This is a genomic window from Paractinoplanes deccanensis, assembly GCF_016862115.1.
GTDB lineage: Bacteria > Actinomycetota > Actinomycetes > Mycobacteriales > Micromonosporaceae > Actinoplanes > Actinoplanes deccanensis.
Genome location: NZ_BOMI01000111.1, coordinates 1 through 19160 on the forward strand (window position 1 = coordinate 1; position 19160 = coordinate 19160).

At 71.2% G+C, this 19160-nt stretch carries 16 protein-coding genes; 3 read left to right on the forward strand and 13 right to left on the reverse strand.

Going from position 1 to position 19160, the window contains the following annotated elements; all coding sequences use genetic code 11:
* Positions 1-480 precede the first annotated feature (480 nt).
* Together Ade02nite_RS27820 and Ade02nite_RS27825 are read right to left on the reverse strand one after the other, a co-directional pair.
* Positions 481-2325, reverse strand: a complete 1845-nt coding sequence (locus Ade02nite_RS27820) for an AMP-dependent synthetase/ligase (RefSeq protein ID WP_239169102.1) — start codon at positions 2323-2325, stop codon at positions 481-483.
* Between the two features lie 145 nt (positions 2326-2470).
* Positions 2471-3121, reverse strand: coding sequence for a TetR/AcrR family transcriptional regulator (locus Ade02nite_RS27825; RefSeq protein ID WP_203770213.1), 651 nt, complete (start codon positions 3119-3121; stop codon positions 2471-2473).
* 93 nt (positions 3122-3214) lie between these two features.
* Between Ade02nite_RS27825 and Ade02nite_RS27830 the strand changes: the two genes are divergently transcribed.
* Entirely contained in the window at positions 3215-5041 is a 1827-nt protein-coding gene (locus Ade02nite_RS27830) for a sugar phosphate isomerase/epimerase and 4-hydroxyphenylpyruvate domain-containing protein (RefSeq protein ID WP_203770215.1), read from the forward strand.
* Here Ade02nite_RS27830 and Ade02nite_RS27835 read toward each other — a convergent pair.
* From Ade02nite_RS27835 to Ade02nite_RS27875, 9 genes are all read right to left on the reverse strand, one after another.
* Positions 5031-5861, reverse strand: coding sequence for a serine/threonine-protein kinase (locus Ade02nite_RS27835; protein WP_203770217.1), 831 nt, complete (start codon positions 5859-5861; stop codon positions 5031-5033). The genes Ade02nite_RS27830 and Ade02nite_RS27835 overlap by 11 nt on opposite strands.
* 84 nt (positions 5862-5945) lie before the next feature.
* Complete coding sequence (locus Ade02nite_RS27840) at positions 5946-6248, reverse strand: hypothetical protein (protein ID WP_203770219.1); 303 nt, start codon at positions 6246-6248, stop codon at positions 5946-5948.
* Between the two features lie 152 nt (positions 6249-6400).
* Positions 6401-6703, reverse strand: a complete 303-nt coding sequence (locus Ade02nite_RS27845; protein WP_203770227.1) for a hypothetical protein — start codon at positions 6701-6703, stop codon at positions 6401-6403.
* A gap of 151 nt (positions 6704-6854) precedes the next feature.
* On the reverse strand, positions 6855-7574 hold the full coding sequence (locus Ade02nite_RS27850; RefSeq protein ID WP_203770229.1) for an ABC transporter ATP-binding protein: 720 nt from the start codon (positions 7572-7574) through the stop codon (positions 6855-6857).
* Positions 7571-9355: a branched-chain amino acid ABC transporter ATP-binding protein/permease gene (locus tag Ade02nite_RS49625; protein WP_239169103.1), complete on the reverse strand. Its 1785-nt coding sequence runs from the start codon at positions 9353-9355 to the stop codon at positions 7571-7573. The genes Ade02nite_RS27850 and Ade02nite_RS49625 overlap by 4 nt, the downstream gene beginning before the upstream one ends.
* A complete protein-coding gene (locus Ade02nite_RS27860) occupies positions 9352-10221 on the reverse strand; it encodes a branched-chain amino acid ABC transporter permease (protein ID WP_203770231.1) in 870 nt (289 codons plus the stop codon). The genes Ade02nite_RS49625 and Ade02nite_RS27860 overlap by 4 nt, the downstream gene beginning before the upstream one ends.
* Before the next feature lie 6 nt (positions 10222-10227).
* Positions 10228-11367 (reverse strand): ABC transporter substrate-binding protein, encoded by a 1140-nt coding sequence (locus Ade02nite_RS27865; protein WP_203770233.1) that lies wholly within the window; start codon positions 11365-11367, stop codon positions 10228-10230.
* 17 nt (positions 11368-11384) lie between these two features.
* Complete coding sequence (locus Ade02nite_RS27870; RefSeq protein WP_203770235.1) at positions 11385-13115, reverse strand: thiamine pyrophosphate-binding protein; 1731 nt, start codon at positions 13113-13115, stop codon at positions 11385-11387.
* Positions 13115-14545: an aldehyde dehydrogenase family protein gene (locus Ade02nite_RS27875; RefSeq protein ID WP_203770237.1), complete on the reverse strand. Its 1431-nt coding sequence runs from the start codon at positions 14543-14545 to the stop codon at positions 13115-13117. The genes Ade02nite_RS27870 and Ade02nite_RS27875 overlap by 1 nt, the downstream gene beginning before the upstream one ends.
* A gap of 183 nt (positions 14546-14728) precedes the next feature.
* On the opposite strand from Ade02nite_RS27875, the gene Ade02nite_RS27880 reads away from it, so the two are divergent.
* Complete coding sequence (locus tag Ade02nite_RS27880; protein ID WP_203770238.1) at positions 14729-15505, forward strand: IclR family transcriptional regulator; 777 nt, start codon at positions 14729-14731, stop codon at positions 15503-15505.
* Positions 15506-15562: 57 nt separating this feature from the next.
* A complete protein-coding gene (locus tag Ade02nite_RS27885; protein ID WP_203770239.1) occupies positions 15563-16786 on the forward strand; it encodes a CaiB/BaiF CoA transferase family protein in 1224 nt (407 codons plus the stop codon).
* A 236-nt stretch (positions 16787-17022) separates the two neighbouring features.
* Here Ade02nite_RS27885 and Ade02nite_RS27890 read toward each other — a convergent pair whose 3' ends face one another.
* Complete coding sequence (locus Ade02nite_RS27890) at positions 17023-17886, reverse strand: shikimate dehydrogenase (RefSeq protein WP_239169104.1); 864 nt, start codon at positions 17884-17886, stop codon at positions 17023-17025.
* A 79-nt stretch (positions 17887-17965) separates the two neighbouring features.
* Positions 17966-18964 (reverse strand): MBL fold metallo-hydrolase, encoded by a 999-nt coding sequence (locus Ade02nite_RS27895; protein WP_239169105.1) that lies wholly within the window; start codon positions 18962-18964, stop codon positions 17966-17968.
* Between the last annotated feature and the right edge of the window lie 196 nt (positions 18965-19160).

A 19160-nucleotide genomic window follows, 5' to 3' on the forward strand; every position in this document is an offset into this window, starting at 1 on the left:
CCACCCGACCGGGACGTCGACCGCATCCGCAAGCCCGCGTTGCGACGCGCCTCTTCGCGCCGATCAGGGCCGGGACCCCTCGCGCCTGCCGTCCTTCGAGCACGCTGGGACAACCGCCGACGGGCGTTGCGTCTCTGCGCAGTCCGCCCTTTCCGTGCGGGCAGCCACACGCCGCCGAGTAGCCGTTCAGGCAACCGTCGGGATCGAAGCCGTTCTGCGCGAAGACGGAACTGAGCTCACGGGCCCTGCGCGGTGACCGCCGCGCGAGCCCCGCTCGGCCGCCCCGCGCGGAACGGGAGGCGCGGGGAACCGCCACGCGGCCGAAGCGGCGGGTGCGGGACCATGCGGCACCGAAGCGGCAGCCGCGGGACTACCCCCGCGCCGAACCCACCAGCGTCGGGTAACCGGCCGCGGCCGGCGTGCTGACGCGGGAGTGGAGGGCGTCGCGTCGGTGGTCTGGGGCTTGGCCTTGGGCTCGGGTCAGTCGATGTAGAGCTTGTCGAGCAGGTGGGCGTTGTGCTGTTCGACGTAGCGGCGGCGGAGTTTCAGGGATGGGGTGAGGTCTCCGTTTTCGACTGTGAGATTGCGTTCGAGGATGGTGAAGCGCTTGATGGTCTCCCACTTGCCGAGGCCGGCGTTCAGCTGCGTCACGTAGCCGTCGATGGCGGCGACTGTCTTGGGGTGGCGGACTATCTCGGCGTGGGTGGTGCCGGGGACGCCGTGTTCGGCTGCCCAGGCTCGGACGGCGTCGGGGTCCAGGTCGATCAGGGCGGTGATGTATTGGCGGCCGTCGCCGTGGACGACTATGCGGGCGGAGAGGGGGCAGAGGGCGGCGAAGCGGGTCTCCAGGGTTTGCGGGGCCACGTACTTGCCGCCGGAGGTTTTGATCAGGTCTTTCTTGCGGTCGGTGATCTTTATGTTGCCTCGGGGGGTGATCTCGCCGATGTCGCCGGTGTGCAGCCAGCCGTCCTGGAGCATGGTGGCGCTCGCGTCGGGCAGGTCGTGGTAGCCCTCCATGACGCCGGGGCCCTTGATGAGGATCTCGCCGTCCTCGGCGATCGACACCTCGGTGCCGGGCAGGGGCAGGCCGACCGTGCCGTACTCGAGGTGGCTGCTGCGGTTGATCGTCGATCCGGCGGCCGACTCGGTGAGGCCGTAGCCCTCGAGGATGGGCAGGCCGATCGCGTCGAAGAACTCGGCGATGTCGGGTGACAGCGGGGCGGCGCCGGAGATGAAGTAGCGCATCCGGCCGCCGAAACGGGCGCGGACCTTGCTCAGCACCAGCCGGTCGGCGAGGCCGTACTGCCAGGTGAGCAGCGGGCCGGGGTGGTCGCCCCGGCGGCGGGCGCGCACCGTGCGGCGGCCCACGCCGATGGCCCAGTCGAACAGGCGCGCCTTCGCGCCGCCCTCACGGTGGACGGCCGCCACCACTCCGGCGTGGACCTTCTCGAAGATCCGGGGCACGGCGGGCATGACGGACGGGCGTACCAGGGGGAGGTTCTCGATGATTTTGGTCAGGTCGCCGTCGACGGCGGTGGGATAGCCGATCGAGAGCTGCGCGGCGAGCAGGACCTTGCCGAACGAGTGGGCCATGGGCAGCCACAGGTAGCCGAGATCGGTGGGCTCGATCAGCGCGATCGTGCGGGCGGCGGCGGCCTCGTACGTCCAGCGGCTGTGCGGCAGGCGCACGCCCTTGGGGCGGCCCGTCGTGCCCGACGTGTAGATCAGCGTCGCCAGGTGGTCGGGGGTGACCGCGGCGGTGGCGTCGGTGACGGCTGTGGGCCGGTCGGCGAGCAGGTTGCGGCCGCGTTCGCGCAGGTCGGCCAGGGTGATCGCGCGGGACTCGCCGGCCGGTACGGGGCCGTCGATCATGATGACGTGCTCGACGAGGGTGCCGGGTGAGAGGACCTTGGCGAGGTGCTCGGCGCCCTCGATGATCGCGATGCGGCTGTGCGAGTCGGCGAGGATGTGCTTGACGTCCTCGGCGGACGACGTGGGATAGATGGTCGTGGTGGCGCCGCCCGCGCACATGATGCCGAGGTCGGCATGGATCCACTCGACCCGCGTGCCCGACATGATCGAGACGCGGTCCTCCGGCTGGAGCTCCAGGGAGAGCAGGCCGGCCGCGATCTCGGTGGCGATCTCGCCGACCACGGCCCACGTCTGCGAGTGCCACTGCCCGTCGGACGGCCATTTGTACGCCTCGGCGTCGGGGGTGCGGGCGACACGGTCGAACAGCAGGGCGCCCACCGATGCGGGAGTCTCCCGCTGGAGCCGCTCCCACGTGGTGATTTCGTCGGGCTGGGCGCGCTGTGTCGTGCTCACTGTGGACCTCCCGGCGTCACTGATCGATGGGCATCACCGACAGGGTACGCACAAGAAAGTGTTCTGCGTCACATCCGATCGGTTCCGATCGAGGCCGCCACGGAAAGCGGAAGGCGAAAAGGCGCGGGCGAGGGTCGCCCCGGGATCAGGGGCGGCCGGCGGTCACGTGGGAGACGACCAGGTCGCCGATCATGGCGCGGAGGTGGTCGCGGAGGCGGGGGTCGAAGAGGTCGCGGTCGAAGATGGCCTTGAACGTGTAGCGGTTGGCGCCGCGGAAGACGCAGAAGGCGCTGATGATCATGTGGACGTCGAGGGCGTCCAGGTCGTCGCGGAAGAGGCCGGCGGCGCGGCCGCGCTCCATGATGCGGGTCAGCACGTCGAGGGCGGGCGCGGCCAGCACCTCGCGGGAGGCCGAGCTCGACAGGTGCTTGGCGTAGTGGATGTTCTCGATGGCCACCAGGCGCACGAAGTCGGGGTGCGACTCGTGGTGGTCGAACGTCATCTCCGCGAGACGCCGCAGGGCCTCCACCGGCTCCAGGTGCTCGACGTCGAGCTCCTGCTCCAGCGCGCGGATGCGCTGGTAGGCACCTTCGAGCACGGCCAGGTAGAGCCCCTCCTTGCCGCCGAAGTAGTAGTAGATCATGCGCTTGGTGGTACGCGTCTTCGCCGCGATCTCGTCGACCCGGGCGCCCGCGTACCCCTGATCGGCGAACTCGTGGGTGGCCACCTCGATGATCTCGGCGCGGGTGCGCTCGGCGTCCCGGACGCGCTCTCGTGGCGCCGACTCCGCAGTCATCCCCTGATCCCCCTGTGCCCGACGCGTTGGTGGTGTCGACTCTAGTGCCCCGATCCTCTAGCCTGAACGGACCGGTTCGTTCATAGGAGCTCGATGCGTACGAGTATCGCGACCGTCTGCCTCTCCGGCACCCTCGAAGACCGCCTCGACGCCGCCGCGGCCGCCGGCTTCGACGGTGTGGAGATCTTCGAGAACGACCTGATCGCCTCGTCGAGCTCGCCCGAGAGCATCCGGGCGCGCACCCGCGATCTCGGCCTCAGCATCGACCTCTACCAGCCGTTCCGCGACGCCGAGGGCGCTCCCCCGGACCGCTTCGCCGCTGTCGAGAGGCGCATGCGGGCCAAGCTCGACCTGATGGCCCGGCTCGGCGCGGACACCGTCCTGGTCTGCTCGTCCGTCGCGCCCGACACGATCGGCGACGACGCCCTGGCCGCCGCGCAGCTGCGTACCCTCGCCGATCTCGCCGCCGAGAGGGGCATGCGCATCGCCTATGAAGCGCTCGCGTGGGGCCGGCACGTGTCCACCTGGGACCACTCCTGGGAGATCGTGCGCCGCGCCGGCCATCCCGCGCTGGGCCTCTGCCTCGACAGCTTCCACGTCCTGTCCCGCGGCAGCGACTTCGCGGGCATCCGCAGCGTACCCGGCGAGAAGATCTTGTTTCTCCAGCTCGCGGACGCGCCGCGGCTGGCGATGGACGTGCTCCAGTGGAGCCGCCACCACCGCCTGTTCCCCCTGCAGGGCGGCCTCGACCTGGCCGCCTTCACCCAGGCGGTGCTCGACGCCGGCTACACCGGCCCGCTGTCGCTGGAGGTGTTCAACGACGTCTTCCGCCAGGCCGACCCGCACCGCACCGCCGTCGACGCCCGCCGGTCCCTGATCGCGCTGGCCAGTGGGCTGAACGGCGGCGCGGACGGTGCCCTCACGCCCGCGCCGGCCCTCGACGGCATCGCCTTCACCGAGCTCGGCGTCGACCCCTCCTCGGCGCCCGAGATGGAGACGCTGCTGCGCGCGCTCGGCTTCGCGCACACCGGCCAGCACCGGTCCAAGGCCGTGCAGCTCTGGGAGCAGGGGGCCGCCCGCATCCTGCTCAACGCCGGCGCGCCCAGCCCCGCCGAGGGTTCCGCCGCGATCCGCGCCTTCGCCCTGGAGAGCACGCAGCCGGAGCAGTCGGCCCGCCGAGCGGAGCAGCTGCTCGCCCGGCCGCTCCCCCGCCGGCGCAGGCAGAGCGAGGCCGACCTGACCGCGGTGGCCGCGCCGGACGGCACCGAGGTCTTCTTCGTCCGCACGTCACCCGCCGGATGGCACGACGACTTCCTGCCCACCGGCGAGACGGCCGCCGGCGCCGGCATCACGGGCATCGACCATCTGTCCCTGGCACAACCCTTCGACCGGTACGACGAGGCGGCGCTCTTCTATCGCACGGTGCTCGGCATGGCCGACGACGAGGCGGGCGAGTTCGCGGCGCCGTTCGGTCTCGTCCGTACGCTGGCGATCCGTGACCCGGGACGGCGCGTGCGGATCGCGCTCAGCGTCCCCGTACTCCGTCGTGGTGAGTGGGCCCCGGCGATCCCGCACCCTCAGCACCTCACCCTGGCGACGTCGGATCTCGCGGTCACGGCCGCCGCCCTGCGCGCCGCCGGCGTGGAGACCGCGCCGATCCCGGGCAACTACTACGACGATCTGGACGCCCGGCTGGCGCTGCCTCTCGCCTTGCGGGGCAAACTGCACAGTCTCGGTGCCATGTACGACGAGGACGAGCGCGGTCAATACCTGCAACTCTTCACACCCGTCGTGGGCGGCCGCGTCTTCATCGAGATCGTGGAGCGCGTGAACGGCTACCGCGGCTACGGCTTCGCGAACGACCCGGTCCGCATGGCGGCCCACCGGGCGCAGCGGTTGCGCAAGGAAGTCAGAGATTGAGCAGGGCCGCGCGCGTGCGGGCGGCGCTCCAGCGCCGGCCCAGCCGCGGCTGCAGCAGGCCCTCGAGGACCGGGCGGAGGCGCCCGGCGAGACGGAACGGGGTCATCCGCCCCTCCGCCACGGCGAGCACCGTGGCGAACAGGTCCCCGCGGTCGAACGGCGACCGGCCCTCGACGGCCGCGTAGAGCGTCGCGCCGAGCGAGAACAGGTCACTCGCCGGGTCGGGCTCGCCGCCCTGCAGCTGCTCCGGCGACACGAAGGCCGGGCTCCCCGCGAAGCCGCCGGGCGGCGGGCGCCAGTCGGCGCCCGGCACGTGCGCGACCCCGAAGTCGAGCAGCACCACCCGGCCGTCGTCGCACAGCTGCACGTTGCCCGGCTTGACGTCGCGGTGCACGACCCCCGCCCGGTGCGCGGCGTCGAGCACGTCGACGATGCAGTGCCCGATCCGCACGACCTGCTCGACCGGCATCGGCCCGCGCTCCTTGACGGCGTCGCCGAGGCTCTGCCCGCTGAGCGCTTCCATGACGATCCACGGCTGGTCGTCATCGCGTACGACATCGTGAATCCGCACGGCACCCGGGTGCTCCACCCGCGAGGCCGCGCGCGCCTCGGCCAGAGCCCGCGCCCGGGCCTGCTTGCCCGACCAGTCCGACCCGAGGTCGACCTGCTTGAGCGCGACCCAGCGCTCCATCAGCTCGTCCTGCGCGAGCCACACCGTTCCCATGCCGCCCCGCCCGAGCACCGAGCAGAGGCGATAACGCCCCGCGACCACGATGCCCGAAGCGACCGGCGCTTCCGCTGCGTAAGTGAGGACCCCCATGGACATATACCTTGGCGATCCCGGGCCCGGATGTCGTCCATGCGAGCCCCCAACCTGACTACCGGCTACCCGGAATCCGCGAGGTCAGGAAGACCCCATCCGGATCAGCGCGTTGCCGCCGAGCAGCAGCACGTCGGCCCCCGCGACCAGCGCCATGCTCAGGTGCAGCCGCCGCGAGGCCAGCTCCGGATCGGGCTCCACGATGCCCCGCACCACGGCCACGAGCGCGGCGACGACCAGCGGGATCCCGCCGATCAGCAGCAGCCCCACCGAGCCGGGCGTGTTGCCGCGCGCGACGAGCAGACTGACCAGCACCGCCGGGACGATGCCGAAGAACAGCACGCACACCCCCGCATACCACCGCAGAGCCCGCGTAGCGTTGTTCATGCCCACGATCGTAGAGCCCGGCCCTCCGGCGCCGTGCTCCGGTATCCGTGTACCACCTGCTCCTTTGCTCGCCCGAACGGCCGACGCCGGTCCCCGTCGTCGGCGCCCGCGCCTACGCCCGCGACGTGGCAGGTCTGGCAGCTGACCTGGCGTCAGCCCTGATCCGGCAGGTCGCGTAGTCCCTGCTCCCAGCGGCGGCGGCGCTCGTCGAGGGTCTGCTCCCACCACGGGGTGCCGCGCTCGCCGAGGGCCACCTTGGCGGTCTGCACGCGGGCGCGGGCGGGTGCCGGGTCGTCGCCGGCGCGCAGGAGGCGGCCGACGTCGCGGCGGGCGGCCATCAGCGCCTTGCGCAGCAGGGCCGCCTGCTCCTCGGGGATGGCCGGGTCGGTGGCCCGCCAGCGCCTGCCGTCGATGATGACGTAACGGCCGTCGTCGGTGGGCACAGCCTCTGCCATGGGGCGATTCTCCCAGGCGGGCGGCCGTGGCGCGCCTCGGTCGAGCGAATGGGCGCGGCGCGCCTCAGCCGAGCGGGACGGGCCTCAGCCCAGGGGGACGGCGCCAGCACGGCCCCTCTGCACATCGTCCGGCTGGACGATCCACTCGCCCTCACAGGCCCAGGTAGATCTGCCGCACGCGGGGATCGTTGCGCAGCTCGGCGGAGGTGCCGCTCATCGCCACCGCGCCGTTCTCGACCACCAGGCAGCTGCTCGTGGCCTCGAAGGTGAGCTTGGCGTTCTGCTCGACCAGCAGCAGGGTGAGCCCCTCCGACCGCAGCCGCTGGAGCACCGTCAGGATGTCGCCGACCAGCTTCGGCGACAGGCCCATCGAGGGCTCGTCGAGCAGCAGCAGCCGCGGCCGCGACATCAGCGCCCGGCCGATCGCGAGCATCTGCTGCTGGCCGCCCGACAGGGCGCCGGCCAGGCGGTGCCGCATCTCGCCGAGGACGGGGAAGAGGTCGTACACCTCCGCCAGGGTCGCGCGGGTGCCGGCGTCCCATTTGCGGGCGTACGCGCCGAGCAGCAGATTCTTCTCGACGGGCAGCCCGGTGAACACGTGCCGGCCCTCCGGGACGTAGCCGATGCCGTGCCGCACCATGTTGCGGGCGCTGACCCCGCTCAGGTCGACGTCGCCGAGCCGCAGCGTGCCGGAGCGGCGTGGCACGAGGCCCATCACGGCTTTGAGCGTGGAGGTCTTTCCCGCGCCGTTCGCCCCGATGACGCCGACCGCGTCGCCGCCGGGCACTTCAAAGCTGAGATCGCGTACGGCGCTGACGCCGCCGTAGTTGACCGTCAGCCCCTCGACGGTCAGGGAGAGCCCGGTCGTCATCGCGTGGCCCCTTCGAATTCGCCGGTGTCGCCGAGGTAGGCCTCGATCACCGCGGGATGGCCGGCGACGTGCGACGGCGTGCCCTCGGCGATGACGCGGCCGCCGGCCAGCACGGTGATCTGCTCGCAGAGCGACATCACCAGGCCCATGTTGTGCTCGATGATGATCACCGTGCGGCCGCTGTCGCGGATCGACCGCACGATCTCGGCGAGCTGCCGGACCTCCTCGCCGTTGAGGCCGGCCGCCGGCTCGTCGAGCAGCAGCAGCGCCGGGTCGGCCGCGACCGCCCGCGCGATCTCGACGCGCCGCTGGATCCCGTACGGCAGGGACTTGGGCGCCAGGGAGGCGAATTGCGTGAGCCCGTAGCGGTGCAGGACGTCGGTGGCGGAGCGGCGGAGCGCCCGGTCGCGGCGCAGCACGTTGAGCGGCCGCAGCAGGTAGCGCCAGGCCGACAGCGTGCGGGACCGGTCGAGCGCCACCAGCAGGTTCTCCTCGACGGTCAGGTCACCGAAGAGCCGCAGGTTCTGGAAGGTGCGGGCCATGCCGGCCCGGGCGAGGCGGTACGGGGCGCGCCCGGTCATGTCGGTGCCGCGGAACACCACCCGGCCGCGTGTCGGCTTGTAGAGCCCGCTGATCACGTTGAACAGCGTCGTCTTGCCGGAGCCGTTGGGCCCCACGATGCCGCGGATCTCGCCGGCGGCGACGGTCAGCGACACGTCGTCGAGCGCCTTGAGCCCGCGGAACTGCTTGCTCACCCCCTGCACGGCGAGGAGCTCGTCGCCGGACGCGGAAGCGGCGGGTTCGTAGGGCTGGAAAGCGCCGAGCTGCGCCGCGGTCCCGCGCGCGCCCCGCCGGTGGTCGAGGTAGGCCCGCGCCCGGCGCGGCAGACCGGCCAGGCCGGTCGGGGCGAAGACCACGACCAGGACGACCACCGAGCCGTACGCCAGTTGCGCGATCGTCGGGTGGTCGACCAGCATCTCGCGCACCAGGGCGAGGCTGATCGCGCCCACGACGCAGCCGATCAGGCTCTGCCGCCCGCCGATGATGACCATGGCGAGCAGCAGGAACATGTTGGCGATGTTGAACGACTCGGGGGCCACGTAGCGGATGAGCCCCGCGTACAGCACGCCGGCCAGGCCCCCGTACACGCTCGCCAGCATGAACGCCGTCATCCGCAGCATCGGCACCTCGGCGCCGAGGGCGCCGGCCGCCAGCGCGTCGTCGCGCATCGCCCGCATGCGCCGGCCGAGCGCGGTGCGGACCACGAAGAGGCCGAAGGCGAGCGCCACCGCGAAGACGATCAGCTCGAGGTAGTAGTAGAGGTACTCGCTGGACAGGTCGACGCCGGGCAGCTCGGGCGAGGGGATCCCCGAGATGCCCTCCGCGCCGCCCGCGACCTCGGCGTTCGTGACCCAGTTGGTGAAGGCGAGCGCCAGCCCCAGCGTCACGATGCCGAGATAGTGCGACTGCACCCGCAGCGCCGGCGTGCCGATCACGATGCCGATCAGGACGGTGGCCGCGATCGCCAGCAGCCCGGAGACCCAGAAGCCCAGCCCGGCGTGCGTGGTGAGGATCGCCGTGGCGTAGGCGCCGACGCCGAAGAACGCGACCTGCGACAGGTTGACCTGCCCCGCGATGCCCATGACGAGGCCGAGGCCGACGGCGAGGATCGCGAAGATGAGGATCACGTTGACCACGTGGATCGCGTACGAGTCGAGCCCGTACGGCAGGAACCAGGCGACGACGGCGAGCGCCGCACCCACCAGAAGCTTCGTTCTCACGCCCGGTTCACCGTCCGCTCGCCGAAGATGCCGGTCGGCCGCACCATGATGATCACCGTGAAGACCAGGAAGGTGACCAGCTCGGAGTAGCCCTGGAAGTGCCCGGCGGTGAACGAGTCGAGGATCCCGATGGCGAGGCCGCCGAGGATCGCGCCGGGGATGCTGCCGAATCCGCCGAGAATGGCGGCGGCGAAGCCCTTGATGCCGAGCGCGCCGCCGAGCGCCGGGCTGACGTAGAGCAGCGGCCCGACCAGGCCGCCGGCGAGCGCCGCCAGTCCCGCGCCGATCATGAAGGCGATCGCGTTGCTGCGCCCGACGTGGATGCCGACCGCCGTGGCCGCCTCGTGGTCCATCGCCACGGCCTGCATGGCCGCTCCCCGCTTGGTGCGCGACAGGAACAGCACGAGGAGTACGGTGGCCAGCGCCGCGATCGCCAGCACGACCAGGTCGTACGTGCGGATGCGCAGCCCGAACAGGTCGATCGGCGCGGTCTGCACGGGCGAGGGCACGGCCCGGCCGGTGGCGCCCCAGATCATGATGATGAGCGCGTCGAGGACGATGCCGAAGCCGATCGTGCCGATCAGCATGAGGTCGAAGTCCTTGTTCTCCAGCGGGCGCAGCACCCGCTCGATCACCAGGCCGATAGCGCCGGTCACCACGATCGCGACCACCATGGCCAGGGCGAACGGGAGCTTGGTCGACAGATAGAAGGTGGACGCGAGGTAGGCGCCGACCGTCACCACGTTGCCGTGCGCGAAGTTGACCAGTCCCATGGTGCGGTAGACCAGGGAGAACCCCAGCGCCACCAGGGCGTAGACGGCGCCGAGGCTGACGCCGCCGACGATCGTCTGGAGGAAGACCTGCATACCTCCTCAGCTCTCGGCGGCGACGAGCTTGCCGCCCTTGATGACACCGATCGACGTCTCGAAGATCCCGACCCCGGTCTCGTCGAACGCGAAGTCGCCGAGCAGCCCGTCGTGCTTGGTGGCGCGGATCGCGTCGGCGAGCTGCTTGCCGCTCGCGACGTTGCTGGTCTTCAGCGCGGTGAGCAGGATCTGCGTGCCGTCGTACGCCTTGGCGCCGTGCAGTTCGGCCTCCTCGTTGAACTTCGCCTTGTACGCGGCGGCGAACTTCTTGGACGCCTCGTCGATGTCGTTGCTCAGGTAGGGCGAGCTCACGATCGCGCCCTCGGCGTTCTTGGCGCCGGCCGTGTCGATGAAGACCGGCGTGCCCTGCGGCGCCGCGCCGGCGAAGGTGGCCGTGATGCCGAGGTCGCGGGCCTGCTTGACGATGAGGCCCGACTCGACCTCTTCGGCGCCCAGGAAGATGACCTTCGGGTTCTTCTGCCGGATCGAGGTGAGCACCGCGCTGAAGTCCTTCTGGTCGGCGGTGACGACCTGATCGGCGAGCGGGGTGACACCGCGGCTCCGCAAAGCCTTCAAGAACGCGTCGTGCTCGCCCTTGCCGTACCCGCCGTTGTTGGTGATCATCGCGATGCTCTTGATGCCCTCCTGGTCGACGATGTGCTTCGCGAGGGTCTCGTCGTACGTGGTGGAGGTCGGCCCGTTCAGGAACAGGAACTCGCTCTTCGTGGCGACCAGGCCGGGCGACTGGCCGGACGTGATGTTCGGGATCTCGGCCTGCTTGAGCAGCGGTGCCATGGCGATCGTCACGGCGCTCTCCGCCGTACCGATCATCGCGATGTAGCCCTCGCTGTCGATTTTGCGAGCGAGGTTGGTGCCGATGGTCGGGTCGCCCTGGTCGTCGAAGACGTCGAGCTGGATCTGGCGGCCGTTGACGCCGCCCTGGGCGTTCCACTCGTCGACGGCCAGCCGGGCGCCCTTGAGCTCCCACGCGCCGAGCGAGCTGAGCTGCCCGCTCTGCGCGTCGACCACGGCGATCTTGATGGGGCCGGAGTCGCTTCCGGCGTCTTCGGAGTCGGAGCCGGGCGCGCTGCATCCGGCGGCGAGGACGACGGCGAGCACGGCGAGGGTGGCTCTCATGCGGACCATGTGCGTGTCACCTCTTCTTATGCGGACGGGAAGGACCCCTGATAGATGTCCTTGATGTTCCAGTGGCCCGGGGTGGGCACCGGCTCGTTGACCATCGGCACGTCGATCACCGCGGGGCGGCGGCGCTCGACGGCCGTCCTCAGGGCGACGGTGAGATCGCCGGGTTCCGCCACCACGTAGCCGTCGGCGCCGCAGGCGCGTCCGAGGGCGGCGAAGTCGGGGCTGTACGGGTTGCCGTCCGGGTCGGCGAAGTCGCACCCGTAGCTGCGGCCGAAGAAGCTCGACTGCAGGTCGGAGATCGTGCCGTGGGCGCGGTTGTTCATCACCAGGAAGATCACTGGGAGGCCGCGCTCGACGGCCATCGGCAGCGCCGGCAGCTGGGCGCTCATGCCGCCGTCGCCGATCAGCGCGACGACGACGCGCTCCGGCTGGGCGAGCTGCACGCCGACCGCCGCGGCCGGGCCGAAGCCCATCGTGGACGCGCCGCCCGGGGTGATGAACCGGCCCTCCGCGGGCAGCGGGTAGCACTGGGCGACGCCGTTCTTGTTCCAGCCGACGTCGGTGACGAGCACCGCGCCGGACGGCAGGCAGGCGCGGACGTCGGCGAGGATCCGCTCGGGGCGCAGCGGGAACTGGTCGCTGCGGCCGCGCTCGGCGCTGCCGGCGAAGAGCTCGGCGCGGGCCTGCCCGATCTCCGACCGCAGGGATGGCCGGTCGGTTCCCTCGGGCTTCTGCTGCCGTACGGCGGTCAGCACGCGCTGGACGGCCAGAGCCGCGTCGGCGACCGCACCGATCTCGACGGGATAGTTGCGGCCGATCTCGGCGGGGTCGATGTCGATCTGGATCAGCCGCGACGGCGGGAAGCGCCACGTGTACTCCGGATCCCACGAGCTCGCGTCGGTCTCGGCGAAGCGGGTGGCGATCGCCAGCACGACGTCGGCGTTGCGGGCGTACTCGTTGGTCTCCTTCAGGCCCCAGAAGCCCGTCATGCCCAGCACGAGCGGGTGGTCGTCGGGCAGCGTGCCCTTGGCCATCAGCGAGTGCGCGACCGGGATGTCGAGGTGCTCGGCGAGGTCTTTCAGGGCCGCGTTGCCGCGCAGGCCGCCGCCGACGTAGATCAATGGCCGCTTCGCGCCGACGAGTGCGGCGGCGATCCGGCCGGCGTCCTCTTCGGACAGATCGGGCCGGGTCGCGCTGACCGGCAGTGGATGGTCGCCCGCGGGCGCCTCGCGGTTGAAGATGTCCATGGGGACGTTGAGCAGCACCGCCCCCGGGCGGCCGCTGGTGGCGGTCCAGAACGCGCGCTCGGTGAAGCGGGGCAGGTCGGCGGCGCGCTGCACCTGCCACGCGCGCTTGACGAAGGGCCGGTAGATGGCGGTCTGGTCGGCGTCCGCGTGCAGGTTCACCTCCTGGTGCGGGTGACGCCCGTACAGGTAGGAGGGAATGTCGCCGGAGATGGCGACCAGCGGGACCGAGTCGAGCGCGGCCGTGGCGACGCCGGTGACCGCGTTCATCATGCCGGGACCGACGTGCATCAGCAGGACGCCGGGCTTACCGGTGGCGCGGGCGTAGCCGTCGGCGGCGTGCGCGGCGGTCTGCTCGTGGCGGGCGATGACGAAGTCGATGTCGCTGCGGCCGATCGCGTCCAGCAGCGCGATGTTGGTGTGCCCGCAGGTGCCGAAGATGTGCGTGACGCCGTAGCTCGCGAGCTGGTCGACCAGGGCGTCGGCGGCGGTCCTCGTACTCATCAGTTCTCTCCCCAGATCGACAGGCCCCGCAGGATCAGCGTCTTGACGACCGTGTAGTCCTCGACCATGTGGCGCGGGTCCTCGCGGCCGAAGCCGGAGTCCTTGACCCCGCCGAACGGGACGTGGTCGAGGCGATAGTTCGACGAGCCGTTCACCACCAGGCCGCCGACCTCCAGCTCGCGCCAGGCGGTGACGATCTTTTGGACGTCGTACGTGAACAGCCCGGCCTGCAGCCCGAAGCGGCTCGCGTTGCAGGTCTCGAGGACGGCGTCGAAGTCGTCGAACGGCAGCACCGTGACGAGCGCGCCGAAGACCTCCTTGACGACCACGTCGGCGCCCTCCGGCGGGTCCACGACGATCGTCGGCGTGAGCGTGGCGCCGTCCCGCGTTCCGCCGATCGCGATGCCTCCCACGGCCTTCGCCCAGCTCTCGACCCGCGCGGCGGCCTCCTCGTCCACCATCGAGCCGACGTCGGTCTCCGGATCGAGCGGGTCGCCCACCTTCAGGCGCTTGACCTCGTCGATCAGCTCTTCGACAAATCGGTCTTGCTGCGCTCGGGCGACGTAGATGCGCTGGACCGAGATGCAGCTCTGGCCCGAGTTGCTGTAGCCGGTGCGGGCGCAGTTCCTCGCCGCGGCCTCGAGGTCGGCGTCGTCGCAGACGATGGTGGCCGCGTTGCCGCCCAGCTCCAGGACGAGCCGCTTGGCGCCGGCGGCCCGGGCCACGGCGGCGCCCGTCTCGGCGCTGCCGGTGAAGCTGATGACGGCGACCTCCGGCGCGGCGCACAGCTCGGCGCCGACCTCTCCCCCGCCGTGCAGCAGCTGCACCGCCTCGACCGGCGCGCCCGCGTCGAGCAGCAGGGAGACGACCGCGGCCGAGACGGCCGGCGCCTGCGGCGGCGCCTTGACGATCGTGCTGTTGCCGGCCGCGAACGAGGCGCCGAGCTTGTGCGCGAGCAGGTTGGCCGGCGCGTTGAACGGCGTGATGGCCAGCGCCACGCCGGCCGGGGCGCGGTAGGTCAGCGCGGTGTTGCCGGCCCCGCGCTGCCAGCCGGCGACCGGGAGCACGTCGCCGGCGATGTCGCGGGCCGCGGCGGCGCAGACCGCGAACGTGTCGGCGACCCGGTCGAGCTCGTTGCGCCCGTCGCGCAGCGGCTTGCCGAGTTCGAGCGCGAGCAGCCGGGCGATCGCGTCGCGGCGTTCCACGGCGAGGGCGGCGGCCCGGTCGAGGACGCCGGCCCGGGTGGCGGGGGCGAGGCGGGCGACGGTACGGGACGCGGCCTTCGCGTACTCGGCGGCGGTGCGGGCGTCGCCGGGCTCGGCGACCCGGGCGCTGCTGACGACCGTACGCAGATAGGGACCGACACGCTCGGCGACCGGCCCTTCGGAGATCCACTTTCCACCGAGGAGCGTCGGCGTTCGATCGACCATGTCGCCCCCTGCTTCAGGAAACGGTCCACCTGATGGACCTAGGATGGGATTTCTGGACCGCTGTGCGGACTCCGGTGTAACGTACGGTTGGCCGTCGGCGGAAGGCAAGGGGTCGGGTCGAGAAAGTTACGTGCCGATGACGCGAGAATCAGGGGCGTCCGTTCCTAGAGGAAGTGAGTCACCGTGACCCGCGACGAAAGCGCCGCCGACGGCCAGGGTGTCCGCAGCGTCCAGCGCGCGCTGGACATCCTGTCCCTGCTGACCGAGGACCGGCCGCTGATCGCCGTGCGCGACATCGTCGCGGCGACCGGGCTGGCCAAGACCACCGTGATCCGCCTCGTGCAGACGCTCGAACAGAGCGGTCTGCTGTGGGCGACCAACTCCGGATACATGGCCGGGCCGGGCCTGTGGCGGTGGGCGCACCTGGCCCGGCGCAGCTGGGAGCTGCCGCCCGAGACGCAGCGGATGATGCGCGAGCTGGCCGCCCGCGAACGCGAGACGGTCAACGTCTACGTCGCGCGCGACATCGTGCGCGTCTGCATCGCCCAGCAGGAGAGCCCGCAGCCGCTGCGGCACGTCGTGCACGTCGGCGACGAGCTGCCGATGTGGGCGGGCGCCTCGGCGAAGGTGTTGCTGCGCAACGCCCCCGCGCCGCTGCTCGAGCGGATCGCCGCCTCCTCCCCGTACGGGGAAGGTCATGTCCGCCGCATGCGCGAGTGGATCGACGAGGCCGACCAGCAGGGGTACGCGGTGAGCCACGGCGAACGCGAGGCCGGCCTCTCCGCGGTGGCCGTGCCGATCCTCGGCCGCTCGGGCACCGTCGTCGCGGCTCTCACCCTGAGCGGGCCGACGGTGCGCTTCACCGAGGACCGCGTGGCCGCCTTCGCCGAGGCGCTGCTCAAGGCCGCCGCCCAGATGAACGAGCGGGGCTTCGACCATCCGCTCGGCGCGTCTTTCTGACCCGTTTCCCCGGCGTCTTCCCCCTCGGCGTCGTTCGTCTCGGAAGGAGATCCGCTGATGCCCGACCGGCCGCTCGACGGTGTCCGCGTCCTCGACCTCACGAATGTCCTCGCCGGCCCCTACTGCACCTATCATCTGGCGCTGCTCGGGGCCGAGGTCGTCAAGGTCGAGATGCCGGGGCGCGGTGACCTCGCCCGGCAGCTCGGCCCGGACCCGGCGCTGAACAGGGCGGGGCTCGGCGCCTCCTTCCTCGCCCAGAACGCGGGCAAGAAGTCGGTGGAGATCGACCTGAAGGCGCCCGCCGGCCGGTCGGTCTTCAGCGAGCTGGTCACCCACGCGGACGTGCTGGTGGAGAACTACCGGGCGGGCGTGATGCGGCGCATCGGCTTCGGCTGGGAGGAGCTGCGCGCCCTCAACCCGCGGCTGATCTACTGCGCGATCACCGGTTTCGGCCAGTCGGGGCCGCTGAGCCAGGCGCCGGCGTACGACCAGATCATCCAGGGTCTCTCCGGGATGATGAGCGTGACCGGTACGCCGTCGACGGCCCCGCAGCGGGTCGGCTTCCCGGTGGCCGACACGGTCGGCGGCCTGAGCGCGGCGCTCGCGATCGTCGCCGCCCTGGCCGGCCGCCACCACGACGGCGAGGGCCGCATGCTCGACGTGTCCATGCTGGAGGCGTCCATGTCGGCGATGGGCTGGGCCGTCTCCAACTACATGGTCAGCGGCGTCGAGCCGGAGCCGATGGGCGACCAGAACGCCACGGCGGCCCCGTCGGGCACCTTCGAGACGGCGGACGGCCCGCTCAACATAGCGGCGAACAGGCAGGAACAATTCGAAACCCTGTGCCGCCTGGTGGACCGCGAGTCGCTGATCACGGACGACCGCTTCGCCGACCGCGAGGCCCGCAAACACCATCGAGCCCAGCTGAACGATGCGCTGAACGAAGCCCTGCGAGCCCGCCCCGCCGCCGAGTGGGAAACCATTCTGCCGGCGGCGGGCGTCCCGGCGGCGCGCATCCTGACGGTGCCCGACGCGGTCGACTCGGCCCAGCTGGCGTCCCGCGGCTTCTTCGCGGAGCTGCCGTTCCCACCCGGCGCCCCCTCGGCGGCGGTCACCCGAGCCAACGGCCGCCTGCGCGTGAGCGGCAGCGGCGTCCTGGTCGACGGCGAACAGCTGGCGCCGGCGTCCGCCCCACCGGCCCTGGGCGAGCACAACGCGGAGCTGCCGGATTTGCTGCGCCGCTGGCGCACGCCTAGTCACGACAGGCTCCGGGCGGTTTGAGGCAGCTGGGCAGAACGAACGTTCTTTCTCCCGCCTGAGGTCTGTCGGTCCCGGCCACGAGAACGAACGTTCTGTCTCGCCCTTGGCGTCCGCCACCCACCGAGAGAACGAACGTTCTGTCTCGCGGGTCTGTGAGGCCGCGGCTCAGCCGGAGAACGAACGTTCTGTCTTGCGTTGCTTCCGGCGGTCCGGTCCGCGAGAACGAACGTTCTGTCGCGAGTCGGCGTCGTCGCGGATCAGGCATGGCGGGGTCCGGCCAGCGCCTCGAAGTCCGCGTACATCCGCTCCTCGTCGGGTGTCAGGCCGGTGAAGAGCCGGAACGACGCGGCCGCCTGGTAGACGACCATGCCGCCGCCGTCGGCGACGCGGCAGCCGCGGTGTCGGGCGGCTCGGATCAGCTCGGTCTCCAGCGGCCGGTAGATGACGTCCGCGACCCACATCTCGGGTCTCAGGTGGTCGGCGGGGACGGGCATGCCGGGATGACCCTCCATGCCGAGGGGTGTCGCGTTGACGAGGCCGTCGGCCTGCCTGAGCCGGCCGGAAACGTCGGCGGGCGCGATAACTTCGACGGTGGTGCCGCTGCTGCGCATGATGGCCCGGGCGAGCCGGTTCGCCCGGTCCGAGTCCAGGTCGGCGAGGGTGAGCAGGCGCGTTCCCGTACCCGCGATCGCCGAAGCCACCGCGGCGCCGGCACCGCCCGCGCCGACCTGCACGACGTGGCCCGTGGCGACGTCGGGTAGCCGCCGGGCCAGCCCCTGGGCGAAGCCGTACCGGTCGGTGTTGTGACCCGTCGCCCGCTCGCCGTCGAAGAGCACGGTGTTGACCGCCCCGAGGAGGGCGGCCTCGGGCGAGAGCTCGTCGAGGTGCTTGACGACATCCTGCTTGTAGGGATGCGTGATGTTGAGCCCGCGAAACCCGAGCCGCCGCGCCGCCGTGATCAGCTCCCCGATGTCGCGCCCGTCGAGCCCGAGCAGCGTGGGATCGATGAGCTGGTAGAGATAGCGCACCCCGTGCCGGCCGGCTTCCCGCTCGTGCAGCGCCGGACTCATCGACGTCCCGATGTTCGCCCCGATCAGCCCGACCAGAAAACGACCGTCCACGTGGGCTCTCCAACTTTTGTACGAACCAGTACGTTAGTTATTGTCGCCCGGACCGCCTCGTGTCAAGAGACCGCGAAGATCAGAAGAGCTCGATGCCGTCCTCGACCACGTCGGCTCCCTGGGCATCGTTCGTGTTGTTCAGATGTCCGTACCAGAACCGAGTGCCCGGATGCCGGGCGAAGTACGGCCGCGAATCCACCATCGGCATGTGTCCCATGCTGGCCGCGCTGCCCGGCCGGCCGGTCATCCGCGTGAGCTCGTCATCCGTCCCGAACGTCCCGTCAACGAGCACTCCAGCGGCCCCGGCCACGAAGTCGTCGAACTGATCACTCCAGATGGGCAGACACGTCGCGTATACAAACGCAGCGTCTGTATACATCCGCTGCGCCTGTATTTCATCGCCTCGCGCCGCGGCGGCGGGAGCTGTGGATCGCGCCGCGTCACGGTCCGGCTTCGTATACATACGCTGCGCCTGTATGCCCTCGCCTGGCGCTACGGCGGCAGGAGCTGTGGACCGCACCGCATCACGTTCCAGTTCTGTATACATACGCTGCGTCTGTATTCCATCGCCTGGCGCCGCGGCGGCGGGAGCTGTGGACCGCACCGCATCAGGCTCCAGCTTTGTATACATACGCTGCGTCTGTATCCGGTCGCTGCGGGGCGCTGCGGGTGCGTACAGGCGCAGCGCTGACACCCAGTCGTTGCCGTCGACGCCGGCGGCGTAGCGGGGGCGCTTCGTTCCCACGGTGAGGCGATCGACCGTGAGGCCGCCGTCCAGGTCCAGCATGTCGGGGAGGTCGCGCCACTCGACGTTCGTGTAGGCGGCGAGCATGGCTCGCATGGGGGCCAGCGCGGCGATGACCGTGCTGGTGGCGTACACCGTGAGGGAAACCGCCTCTCGCAGCGAGAGCAGGCCGATGGTGTGGTCCAACTCGGCGGTGGTGAGCAGCACGCCGCGGATCGGGGTCTCGCGCAGACCGGGGCCGGGGCGCAGCGCGGGTGTGCCGATCAGCTGGGTGCGGATGTCGGGGGAGGCGTTGAGCAGATACCAGGCCTTGCCGTCGCCGGAGACGGCCACGGAGTCCTGGAGGCGGTGGTGTCCTCGGCGGCACGTCTCGCAGGCGCAATTCCACTGTGGGCAGCCGCCGCCGGCTGCGCTTCCCAGAACGCGGACCCTCAAGACGCGCCCAAGCACCGCGGAGCTACGAGCGGGCGGGAGTAAGCCTTCAAGCGCCACACAGCGATGGGCGCGCCGTGCACGACGCCGCGCCCCC

Excerpts from the sequence above, each read along its gene's own strand:
- Ade02nite_RS27825 (WP_203770213.1), bottom strand. The coding sequence starts at position 3,121 with ATGACTGCGGAGTCGGCGCCACGAGAGCGCGTCCGGGACGCCGAGCGC.
- Ade02nite_RS27830 (WP_203770215.1), top strand. The coding sequence starts at position 3,215 with ATGCGTACGAGTATCGCGACCGTCTGCCTCTCCGGCACCCTCGAAGAC.
- Ade02nite_RS27835 (WP_203770217.1), bottom strand. The coding sequence starts at position 5,861 with ATGGGGGTCCTCACTTACGCAGCGGAAGCGCCGGTCGCTTCGGGCATC.
- Ade02nite_RS27840 (WP_203770219.1), bottom strand. The coding sequence starts at position 6,248 with ATGAACAACGCTACGCGGGCTCTGCGGTGGTATGCGGGGGTGTGCGTG.
- Ade02nite_RS27845 (WP_203770227.1), bottom strand. The coding sequence starts at position 6,703 with ATGGCAGAGGCTGTGCCCACCGACGACGGCCGTTACGTCATCATCGAC.
- Ade02nite_RS27850 (WP_203770229.1), bottom strand. The coding sequence starts at position 7,574 with ATGACGACCGGGCTCTCCCTGACCGTCGAGGGGCTGACGGTCAACTAC.
- Ade02nite_RS27860 (WP_203770231.1), bottom strand. The coding sequence starts at position 10,221 with ATGCAGGTCTTCCTCCAGACGATCGTCGGCGGCGTCAGCCTCGGCGCC.
- Ade02nite_RS27865 (WP_203770233.1), bottom strand. The coding sequence starts at position 11,367 with ATGGTCCGCATGAGAGCCACCCTCGCCGTGCTCGCCGTCGTCCTCGCC.
- Ade02nite_RS27870 (WP_203770235.1), bottom strand. The coding sequence starts at position 13,115 with ATGAGTACGAGGACCGCCGCCGACGCCCTGGTCGACCAGCTCGCGAGC.
- Ade02nite_RS27875 (WP_203770237.1), bottom strand. The coding sequence starts at position 14,545 with ATGGTCGATCGAACGCCGACGCTCCTCGGTGGAAAGTGGATCTCCGAA.
- Ade02nite_RS27885 (WP_203770239.1), top strand. The coding sequence starts at position 15,563 with ATGCCCGACCGGCCGCTCGACGGTGTCCGCGTCCTCGACCTCACGAAT.